The sequence below is a fragment of the Desertihabitans aurantiacus genome (assembly GCF_003344635.1).
Lineage (GTDB): Bacteria > Actinomycetota > Actinomycetes > Propionibacteriales > Propionibacteriaceae > Desertihabitans > Desertihabitans aurantiacus.
Map to the genome: position 1 here is coordinate 1 of NZ_QPKK01000139.1, position 10,224 is coordinate 10,224.

Annotated in this window: 8 protein-coding genes; 2 read left to right on the plus strand and 6 right to left on the minus strand. The window is 73.3% G+C overall.

The genetic code is table 11. The features are described from left to right. Positions 1-723 (minus strand): YdcF family protein (locus tag DVA66_RS11975; RefSeq protein WP_198671696.1); only part of this gene is annotated, 723 nt, incomplete at its 3' end. Beyond that, the gene (gene aspS / locus DVA66_RS11980) at positions 720-2,522 is read right to left on the minus strand and encodes an aspartate--tRNA ligase (protein WP_114560299.1); all 1,803 of its coding nucleotides are present in this window, start codon (positions 2,520-2,522) and stop codon (positions 720-722) included. The genes aspS and DVA66_RS11975, both read right to left, overlap by 4 nt. A 429-nt stretch (positions 2,523-2,951) precedes the next feature. On the opposite strand from aspS, the gene rarD reads away from it, so the two are divergent. Further along, entirely contained in the window at positions 2,952-3,905 is a 954-nt protein-coding gene (gene rarD, locus DVA66_RS11985) for an EamA family transporter RarD (RefSeq protein ID WP_232821926.1), read from the plus strand. Positions 3,906-3,918: 13 nt separating this feature from the next. On the opposite strand, the gene DVA66_RS21285 is transcribed toward rarD, so the two are convergent. From DVA66_RS21285 to DVA66_RS12000, 3 genes are all read right to left on the minus strand, one after another. Beyond that, positions 3,919-4,257: a phosphotransferase gene (locus tag DVA66_RS21285; RefSeq protein WP_198671697.1), complete on the minus strand. Its 339-nt coding sequence runs from the start codon at positions 4,255-4,257 to the stop codon at positions 3,919-3,921. Positions 4,258-4,437: 180 nt separating this feature from the next. Then, a complete protein-coding gene (gene hisS / locus DVA66_RS11995) occupies positions 4,438-5,778 on the minus strand; it encodes a histidine--tRNA ligase (protein WP_114560300.1) in 1,341 nt (446 codons plus the stop codon). Continuing rightward, complete coding sequence (locus DVA66_RS12000; protein WP_114560301.1) at positions 5,775-6,491, minus strand: MBL fold metallo-hydrolase; 717 nt, start codon at positions 6,489-6,491, stop codon at positions 5,775-5,777. Before DVA66_RS12000 ends, hisS begins: the two co-directional genes overlap by 4 nt. Positions 6,492-6,604: 113 nt before the next feature. Here DVA66_RS12000 and DVA66_RS12005 point away from each other — a divergent pair, with 113 nt between their 5' ends. Further along, on the plus strand, positions 6,605-7,849 hold the full coding sequence (locus tag DVA66_RS12005; RefSeq protein ID WP_114560304.1) for a DUF349 domain-containing protein: 1,245 nt from the start codon (positions 6,605-6,607) through the stop codon (positions 7,847-7,849). A gap of 196 nt (positions 7,850-8,045) precedes the next feature. On the opposite strand, the gene DVA66_RS12010 is transcribed toward DVA66_RS12005, so the two are convergent. After that, on the minus strand, positions 8,046-10,224 hold a 2,179-nt coding region (locus DVA66_RS12010; protein WP_408608909.1), incomplete at its 5' end, for a RelA/SpoT family protein.

The window sequence follows — 10,224 nt, forward strand, 5'->3', positions numbered from 1 at the left end:
CTCCTCCAGCAGCAGCCGCGGTCCGCCGTCGCCCTCGACCAGCCCGCCCTCGGTGCGGGCCCACTCCGCCATCGCATCGGCCTCCGACCGCTGCTCGTCCGAGCCACGGCCACCCGACAGCACCAGCACCGGCACCCGCCGGGCCCGGGCCTCGGCGATCCCGGCGCGGACCCGGCCGGCCAGCAGCGGGGGCACCCGCTCCCCGCCGGCCAGGCCCGAGCCGAGGACCACCACCCAGGACGCCGGCCAGCCGCGCACCAGCCGCGGGTAGAGCCGGCCGTAGCCGAGGAAGGCCAGCAGCACGAACCCCAGGTAGGCCGCCGCCAGGTCGACGAAGAGGACCACCGCGAGCACGACCGGGTGCAGCCCGGTGCCGAGCACCAGCAGCGGGGTCAGCGCCAGGCCGAGCAGCGCCAGCCCGCCGAGCAGGGAGAGCAGGTTGCCCAGCGAGCGGCCCTCCCGGCGCACCATCACCACCCCGTTGGCCAGCAGCAGCACCACCAGCGCCAGCACCAGCAGCGGGGAGAACAGCAGCAGCCCTCCCCCGGCCAGCACCAGCAGCCCGCCACCGGGCAGACCGATGGCGACCAGCGCGTTCAGCGCCAGCAGCAGCGCCGCGAGCAGCCAGAACGCGTTGCCGAGCCGGCGCGGCTCGGCCCGGGTGCGGCCGATGGCCACCCAGCCGAGGAGCAGGGCGGCCAGCAGCCAGAACAGCCCGGTCATGCGTCCGATCGCGCCGGCTGACCGCCGGGAGCGACCGGGCGGGCGTCCACACCGGCCTCCTTGCGCTGCTGGGGGGTGATCGGCGCCGGGGCCGCGGTGAGCGGGTCGTACCCGCCACCGGACTTCGGGAAGGCGATGACCTCGCGGATGGAGTCCGCCCCCGCGAGCAGCGCCACGATCCGGTCCCAGCCGAAGGCGATGCCGCCGTGCGGCGGGGCACCGTAGGCGAAGGCGTCGAGCAGGAAGCCGAACTTCTCCTGCGCCTCCTCCTGGCTGAGCCCCATCACCGCGAACACCCGCTCCTGGATGTCGCGGCGGTGGATACGGATCGACCCGCCGCCGATCTCGTTGCCGTTGCAGACCAGGTCGTAGGCGTAGGCCAGCGCCTCGCCGGGCTCGGTGTCGAAGCTGTCGAGGTACTCCGGGCGCGGGGAGGTGAAGGCGTGGTGCACCGCCGTCCACGACCCGGCGCCGACGGCGACGTCACCGGCGGCGCGGGCGTCGGCGGCCGGCTCGAACAGCGGCGCGTCGACCACCCACAGCAGCGACCAGGCGTCCTCGTCGAGGAGCCCGCAGCGGCGTCCGACCTCGAGCCGGGCGGCCCCGAGCAGTGCCCGGGCCTGCTTGGCCTCCCCGGCGCCGAAGAAGATGCAGTCGCCGGGCTGGGCACCGGTGTGGGCGGCCAGCCCGGCGGCCTCGGTCTCGCTGATGTTCTTGGCGACCGGACCACCCAGGGTGCCGTCCTCGGCGACCGTGACGTAGGCCAGTCCCCTGGCGCCGCGCTGCTTGGCCCACTCCTGCCAGGCGTCGAAGGTGCGCCGGGGCTGGGACGCCCCGCCGGGCATCACGACGGCGCCCACGTAGGGGGCCTGGAAGACCCGGAACGGGGTGCCGGCGAAGTACTCGGTGCAGTCGGTCAGCTCCAGCCCGAAGCGCAGGTCGGGCTTGTCGGTGCCGTAGCGGGCCATCGCCTCGCGGTAGCTCATCCGCGGGAAGGGGCCCTCCAGCTCGACGCCGATGAGCCGCCACAGCGCCTTGGCGATCGCCTCGCCGAGCTCGATGACGTCGTCCTGGTCGACGAAGCTCATCTCGATGTCGAGCTGGGTGAACTCGGGCTGCCGGTCGGCGCGGAAGTCCTCGTCGCGGTAGCAGCGGGCGATCTGGTAGTAGCGCTCCAGCCCGGCCACCATCAGCAGCTGCTTGAACAGCTGGGGGCTCTGCGGGAGGGCGTACCAGGAGCCGGGGGCGAGCCGGGCCGGCACCAGGAAGTCGCGCGCACCCTCGGGGGTGGAGCGGGTCAGCGTCGGGGTCTCGACCTCGACGAAGTCCCGCTCGGCGAGGACGGCGCGGGCGGCCTGGTTGACCTGCGAGCGCAGCCGGATCGCCGCGGCCGGGCCGGGCCGGCGCAGGTCGAGGTAGCGGTGCTTGAGCCGGGCCTCCTCGCCGACGTCGGTGCGCTCGTCGATCTGGAACGGCAGCGGCGCCGAGGGGTTGAGCACCTCCAGCTCGGTGATCGCCACCTCGATCTCGCCGGTGGGCAGGTCGGGGTTGGCGTTGCCCTCGGGCCGGGCCTCGACGGCGCCGGTGACGCGGACGCAGTACTCGTTGCGCAGGTCGTGGGCGCCGGAGGCCTCCAGCACCTCGTCGCGGACCACCACCTGGACCAGGCCGCTGGCGTCGCGCAGGTCGAGGAAGGCCACCCCGCCGTGGTCGCGGCGTCGGGCCACCCAGCCCGCGAGGGTGACGGTCTGGCCGGCGTGCTCGGAACGCAGGGTGCCGGCGCGGTGCGTACGGATCATGGTCGTCCTTCCGGGTCGGGTCCCGGGAGGGTGGGGCCGCCCCGGGACGGGCAGCCCTGGAGGTGTGGGCGGGGGCCAGATCGCGGTGCCACCACACCTTCGCCGGGGATCCCGGCCTCTCGTCGGTCTCGCCGGACGCGCGGGTGCCGGGTCGCCCGGGCCGCGAGGCCCCGGCGGGCGGGTCGTCACGCCGCCCCCGGCTCCGGGATCCACTCTAGCCAGCCACCGCGGTCGGGGCACGTCGATACCGGCTGCCTGCTCCGCCTCCCCGGCGTCCCCCGCCACACACCTTCGCGGGACGGCACCCACGCTGCAGGATGGGTGCCGCTCGGCGAAGGTGTGTGCGGGGGGCGTGGGCGGGCCGCGCCGCCCTGGTTCGGCGTCCGGGACGATTTCCCCGGCCCGGCCCGCCGGGAGCAGGATGATCCGGTGACCGACACCCCTCCCGCCCGCGACGAGCAGACCCGAGGGCTGCTGTTCACCACGGCCGCCTTCGGGCTGTGGGGCGCCATGCCGCTGTACTTCGCGCTGCTGCTGCCGGCCACCCCGGTGGAGATCGTCGCGCACCGGGTGCTGTGGAGCCTGGTCGTGTGCGTGGCGCTCGGCGCCGTTCTCGGCTGGCTGCGACGCCGCCGCGGCGGGCGGGGCGCCCTGGCGACCTACCGCTCGCTGGACCGCCGGGCGGTCCTGCTGCTCGGTGCGGCCGGCGTGCTGATCGCGATCAACTGGGTGGTCTACGTGCTGGCGGTGAACTCCGGGCACGTGGTGGAGGCGGCGCTCGGCTACTTCATCAACCCCATCGTCAGCGTGGTGCTCGGGGTGGTGGTGCTGCGGGAGAAGCTCACGCCCGCCCGCTGGGTGGCCGTCGGCGTCTCGGTGCTGGCGGTGCTGGTGCTGGCGGTCGGCTACGGCCAGCCACCGTGGCTCTCCCTCGCCCTGGCCGGCTCGTTCGGCCTCTACGGCCTGGTGAAGAAGACGGTGAGCACCGACGCCGTCACCTCGCTGACGGTGGAGACCGCTTGGCTGACGCCGGTGGCGGCGGTGACGCTGGGTGTCCTGGGCAGCCAGAACACCTTCCTCGGCCACGGCGCCGCGCACACCTGGCTGCTGCTCTCGGCCGGGCTGGTCACCACCGTCCCGCTGGTCTGCTTCGGCGCGGGCGCCCGCCGGATCCCGCTGTCGCTGGTCGGGCTGGTGCAGAACCTGGCCCCGGTGCTGCAGTTCGTCGTCGGGGTGTGGGTGTTCGGCGAGGCGATGCCGCTGGTGCGTTGGATCGGCTTCGCGCTGGTCTGGATCGCGCTGGTGGTGCTGATGGTCGACCTCGTCGGTCGCGGCCGCCGCGCCCGGCGCAGCCGCCGGACCGCGGTCACCGCCCCGGTCTGAGCGGTCGGGCGGCTCAGTCGAACAGGTGGCGGTGCCGCTCGGTCCAGTTGATCTGCTCCCGCAGCACGTCGGTCGAGGTCAGCCCGTAGGCCGTCGCGCAGAGCCCGAGCCGACACAGGCGGTCGGGCGGGGCGGGGTGGCCCAGCCAGCGCAGGCACTCCGCGTCGTCGCGGAACGGGACCACGTACTCTAGCGCGTGGGCGACGTCGAGCAGCGGGCGACCCACGTGCGCGTACTCCCAGTCGATCAGCCCGACCGGGCGCACCCCGTCCCAGACGAGCCACGGGCCGTAGTCGCCGTGGCAGACCAGGTCCCCCGGTCCGCCGGTACCGGCCGGGCCCGTCGCCCACACCGGTGGCTCGGCCCGGCTGCCAGTCGCGGACGGCGTCGTGGTGCTGGCGCAGCAGCAGCGCGTGCACGGCCGGCGTCCACGGCTGCACCGGGCGACGCACGGTCCCCTCCGAAGCGCAGGACCGGACGGTCGACCCGGTCCTGCCGGACCTCCTCGTCGTCCACGGCCGCCTGGCGGAGCTCAGCCGCGGACCACGCGGGGACGCCGGTCGTCCTCCGGCGGCTGCCAGGTGCCGGCCTCGGCCGCGACCTGCTCGCCGCTGCGGATGTCCTTGACCTCCCCGTACAGCCCGCCGAACCAGACGAAGGGGATGCCGCGGCGCTCGGCGTAGCGGATCTGCTTGCCGAAGCGGTCGGCCTTCGGAGCCACCTCGCAGCTGGTCCCGCCGGCGCGCAGCGCGGCCGCCACCTGCTCGGCGGTGCCCCGGGTGCCCTCGTCGTCGACCGCGACCAGCACCGCGCTCGGCACGCTCCGGGTGGCGGTCAGCTCGCCGCGGGTGAACATCGGCGCCAGCAGCCGGGTCACGCCGAAGGAGAACCCGACACCGGGGTAGGTGGTCCGCCCGTCGCTGGCGAGCGAGTCGTAGCGCCCGCCCGAGCCCACCGAGCCGCGCGACTCGAAGCCGACCAGCTCGGTCTCGTAGACCGTCCCGGTGTAGTAGTCGAGGCCGCGGGCGATGCTGAGGTCGGCCTGCAGCCGTCCCGGCACCCGCTCGGCCGCGGCCGCCACCAGCGCCGACAGCAGCGAGAGCCCCTCCTCCAGCAGCGGGTGCTCCACGCCGAGGGCACGGACCTCCTCGACGAAGCCGGCGTCCTCGCCGCGGATGGTCGACAGCGCCAGGCAGGCGTCGGCCTGCTCGGGGCGCAGCGGGGTCTCGGCCACCAGCAGCTCGCGCACCTTCGCCGGGCCGATCTTGTCCAGCTTGTCCACGCGCTGCAGCACCGCGGCGGTGTCCTCCACCCCGAGCCCGCGGTAGAAGCCCTCGGACAGCTTGCGGTTGTTGACCCGCATGCGCACCGGCGGCAGGTCGAGCTCGCGGTGCAGCCGCTCGAACGCCTCCAGCGCCACCAGCGGGATCTCCAGGTCGTGGTGGTCGGCCAGCGCACCGGAGCCCACCACGTCGATGTCGGCCTGGGTGAACTCGCGGTAGCGCCCCTCCTGGGGACGCTCGCCACGCCACACCTTCTGCACCTGGTAGCGCCGGAACGGAAAGCTGAGCCGACCGCCGAACTCCTGCACGTAGCGGGCGAAGGGCACCGTGAGGTCGTAGTGCAGACCGAGCTGGTCGGTCGGCTCGGCGGTCTCGTCGTCGGTGGCGTGCAGCCGGCGGACGACGTAGATCTCCTTGTCGATCTCGCCCTTGCGGGCCAGCTGGCTCATCGGCTCCACCGCGCGGGTCTCGATCGGGGCGTAGCCGTGCAGCTCGAAGGTCTCGCGCAGCACGGTGAGCACCTGCTGCTCCACCATCCGCTGCGCGGGCAGGAACTCGGGATAGCCCGACATGGCCGAGACGCGGCTCACCGGACGACCTCCGCAGCGGTGGCCGACCCGGCGAGGGCGTCAGGACGGCGCAGGAACGGGTTGCCGGCGCGCTCGCGGGCGATGCTGGTCTGCTCGCCGTGACCGGGCAGCACCGCCAGCCCGTCGTCCAGCCCGAGCACCACCTCGCTGAGCGTGTGCTGCATCGCCGCGGGGTCGGAGCCGGGCAGGTCGACCCGTCCCACCGACCCGGCGAACAGCACGTCCCCGGAGAAGAGCACCCCGCTGACCGACTCGTCGGGGTGGTCGGCGCCGAGCAGCACGCAGCCTGCGGTGTGGCCGGGCGCCTCGCGCAGCCACAGCTCCAGTCCGGCCAGCTCCAGCCGGTCCCCGGTCAGGTCCACCACCTCCGGCGGCTCCACCATCGGCTCTCCCCCGGTCAGGCCCTGCAGCAGCGGCGCCGCGGCGGCACCGATACCGGCCAGCGGGTCGGTGAGCAGGTGCCGGTCGGCGGGGTGGATCCAGCAGGGCGCGCCGGTCTCGCGGCACAGCGCGGCGGCGTCGAGGACGTGGTCGAGGTGCCCGTGGGTGGCGACCACGCCGGTCACCGTCAGCTGCTGCTCCGAGACGACCCGGCGCACCAGCTCGAGGGCGCCCGGGCCGGGGTCGAGCACCAGGCACGGCCCGCCGGGCTCGGGGGCGACCACGTAGCAGTTGCTCTGCCACGGGCCGACGGCGAAGGAGGCGATCAGCACAGGTGCACCCTACCGAGAGCGTCGTCGGCGGCGTGCCGTTCCGACTGCGGACAGCCGCCCTCACCGACGCCGACCGCGGGGTGGGCCGCCCGGCATGGTGCAAGATGGTCCCCATGACGCAGTCAGCAGGTCCGGAGTCCTTCGGCCGTGTGGCCGAGGACATGACGGTCTACGTCCGTACGCCCGAGGGCGAGCGCGCGGTCGGGCAGATGCCCGACGTGACGCCCGAGGAGGCGCTCGCCTTCTACGTCCGGCGCTTCCAGGCCCTCGAGCTGGAGGTCAACCTCCTGGTCGCGCGGGTCCGGCAGCAGAACCTCTCCCCCGAGGAGGCCCGCAAGTCCGTCGCCACCGTGCGCGGCACGCTCAAGGATGCCTCCGCGGTCGGCGACCTGGCCGCCCTGGAGGCGCAGCTGGACAGCCTCGGTCCCGTGCTCGCCCAGCAGTCCGAGCAGCGCAAGCAGGCCCGCGCGGAGCAGTCGGCCAGCACCCGGGCGGCCAAGGAGGAGATGGTCGCCGAGGCCGAGCGGATCGCCGCCGGCAACGACTGGCGCGGCGGGGTCAACCGGTTCCGCGACCTGCTGGAGCAGTGGAAGTCGCTGCCCCGCATCGACCGGCCCACCGACGAGGCGCTGTGGCACCGCTTCTCCACCGCCCGCACCTCCTACACCAAGCGCCGCAAGGCGCAGTTCGCCGAGCAGGCGCAGCGCCGCGACGCCGCGAGGGTGACCAAGGAGAAGATCATCGCCGAGGCCGAGACGCTGGCCGACTCCACCGACTGGGGCCCGACCAGCGCCGCCTTCCGTGACCTGATGCAGCGGTGGAAGGCCGCCGGCCCGGCCCCGCGCGAGGTCGACGACCAGCTGTGGTCCCGTTTCCGCGGCCTGCAGGACCGATTCTTCGGCGCCCGCCAGGCCCAGCAGGAGACCGAGAACGCCGAGTTCGCCGAGAACCAGCGGGCCAAGGAGGCGCTGCTGGCCGAGTTCGAGCCGCAGGTCGTCCCCGTGCAGGATCTGGACGCCTCCCGCGCCGCCTACCGGACCCTGCTGGAGCGGTGGAGCGAGATCGGCAAGGTGCCGCGGGACGCCATGCGCCCCCTGGACGGGCGGCTGCGGGCCCTGGAGAACGCCGTCCGGGAGGCCGAGGAGGAGAACTGGCGGCGCACCGACCCCGAGGCGCGCGCCCGGGCGGAGGAGACCGCGGCCAAGCTGCGTGCCCAGATCGCGACCCTGGAGGAGCGGGCGGAGAAGGCCGAGGCCCGCGGCAACACCAAGGCCGCGCAGGAGGCGCGTGCGGGTGCGGAGACGTACCGGACGTGGCTGGAGCAGGCCGAGCGGGCGGTGCAGGACTTCAGCGGCTGATCGGTGCTGTCGTCCGCTGTGGTGGGGACGGGTCCCTGCAGAGCGAGGTCATCTCCCCCTCCCCCCGGGGCGTCGTTGATGGCGAGTGTGGCCGGACCGTCGCCCACCCGGCTCGCGGAGCGACGGCATGGGCACACTCGCGGCTGGTCGGAGGGTTGCCGTCGGGGACGGGTTCGGGGCTCCGCTTCCCCGCCCGCTACTGGGTGACGCGGAAGACGTCGTAGACGCCGGGCACCCGGCGGATGCCGTTGACCAGGTGGTCGAGGTGCTTGGGGTCGGCGGTCTCGAACGTCAGCCGGATCTTGCAGAGCCGGTCCTTGGTGGTCACCACGTTGGCGGCCTGGATGCTGACGTGCTGGTCGGAGATCGAGCGGGTGATGTCGGACAGCAGCCCGTTGCGGTCGATCGCCTCGACCTGGATGCCCACCAGGAACGAGCTGGAGGAGTTCGGCGCCCAGCTGACCTCGATCAGCCGCTCGGGGTGGCGGCGCAGGTTCTCGGCGTTGGTGCAGCTCACGGTGTGCACCGACACCCCGGACCCGCGGGTGATGAAACCCATGATCTCGTCGCCGGGCACCGGGGTGCAGCACTTGGCCAGCTTGACCCACATGTCGGTGTCGCCGTGCACCGCGATGCCGGTGTCACCGCTGCCCGAGGCCCGCCGCCGGGGACGGATCGGACGGTCCTCGTGGGTCTCGTCCAGGGCGGGCTCCTGCCCGCCCTCGGTGCCGATCAGCCGGTTGACCACCGCCTGGGCGGCCACCTGGCCCTCCCCCACCGCGGCGTACAGACCCGTCACGTCGGGCACCCTGAAGTCGGCGGCGACCGCGGTCAGCCGGTCGAGGGTGAGCAGGCGCTGCAGCGGCAGCCCGGAGCGGCGCATCTGGCGGGCCAGCTGCTCCTTGCCCTCCTCGATCGCCTCCTCGCGGCGCTCCTTGGTGAACCAGTGCCGGATCTTGTTGCGCGCGCGGGGGCTCTTGACGAACTCCAGCCAGTCGCGGCTCGGCCCGGCGTTCTCGGCCTTGGACGTCTGGATGTCCACCACGTCGCCGTTGCCCAGCACCGACTCCAGCGGCACCAGTCGTCCGTTGACCTTCGCGCCCACGCAGCGGTGTCCCACCTCGGTGTGCACGGTGTAGGCGAAGTCGACCGGGGTGGACCCCTGCGGCAGCGCCAGCGCGTCGCCCTTGGGGGTGAAGACGTACACCTCGCCGGTGTTGATCTGGAACCGCAGCGACTCCAGGAACTCCCCGGGGTCGGCGGTCTCACGCTGCCACTCGCTGAGGTTGGCCACCCAGCGCAGGTCGTCCGGGACGTCGGTGCGCCCCGACCCGACCGCCTTGTACTTCCAGTGCGCCGCGACGCCGTACTCGGCCTTGCGGTGCATGTCCCAGGTGCGGATCTGCAGCTCGACCGGCGCCCCCCGCGAACCGATCACCGTGGTGTGCAGCGACTGGTAGAGGTTGAACTTCGGCATCGAGATGTAGTCCTTGAACCGTCCCGGCAGCGGACGCCAGCGGGCGTGCAGGATGCCCATCACGGCATAGCACTGCTGCGGGTCGTCGACCAGGATGCGCAGCGCGACCAGGTCGTAGATGTCGGAGAAGTCCCGACCGCGGACCACCATCTTCTGGTAGATCGAGTAGTAGTGCTTCGGCCGTCCGGTCACGGTGGCCTTGATCCGAGCCGTCTTGAGGTCGGCCTGGATCACCTCGGTGATCTCGCGCAGCACCTTCTCCCGCTGCGGGGCGCGCTCGGCCACCAGGTGCACGATCTCGTCGTAGATCTTGGGGTGCAGCACCGAGAACGCGAGGTCCTCCAGCTCCCACTTGATGGCGTTCATGCCCAGGCGGTGGGCCAGCGGGGCGAAGATCTCCAGCGTCTCCCGGGCGATCCGGGTCTGCTTGTCGTGGCGCAGGTAGTGCAGGGTGCGCATGTTGTGCAGCCGGTCGGCGAGCTTGATGACGAGCACCCGGATGTCGCGGCTCATCGCCACGATCATCTTGCGGATGGTCTCGGCCTGCGCGGACTCGCCGTACTTGACCTTGTCCAGCTTGGTGACGCCGTCGACCAGCTGGGCCACCTCGCCGCCGAAGTCGCGGGTCAGCTGCTGCAGCGTGTACGGGGTGTCCTCCACCGTGTCGTGCAGCAGCGCGGCGACCAGGGTCGGCTCGGTCATGCCCAGCTCGGCGAGGATGGTGGTGACCGCCAGCGGGTGGGTGATGTAGGCGTCCCCGGACTTGCGGGTCTGGCCGCGGTGGTAGTGCTCGGCGGTGCGGTAGGCGCGCTCGATCAGGGCGACGTCGGCCTTGGGGTGCGCGGTGCGCATCACCTTGATCAGCGGGTCGAGCACGGCGGCCTGCGGCTGGCGGGCC

Excerpts from the sequence above, each read along its gene's own strand:
- DVA66_RS12005 (WP_114560304.1), top strand. The coding sequence starts at position 6,605 with ATGACGCAGTCAGCAGGTCCGGAGTCCTTCGGCCGTGTGGCCGAGGAC.
- aspS (WP_114560299.1), bottom strand. The coding sequence starts at position 2,522 with ATGATCCGTACGCACCGCGCCGGCACCCTGCGTTCCGAGCACGCCGGC.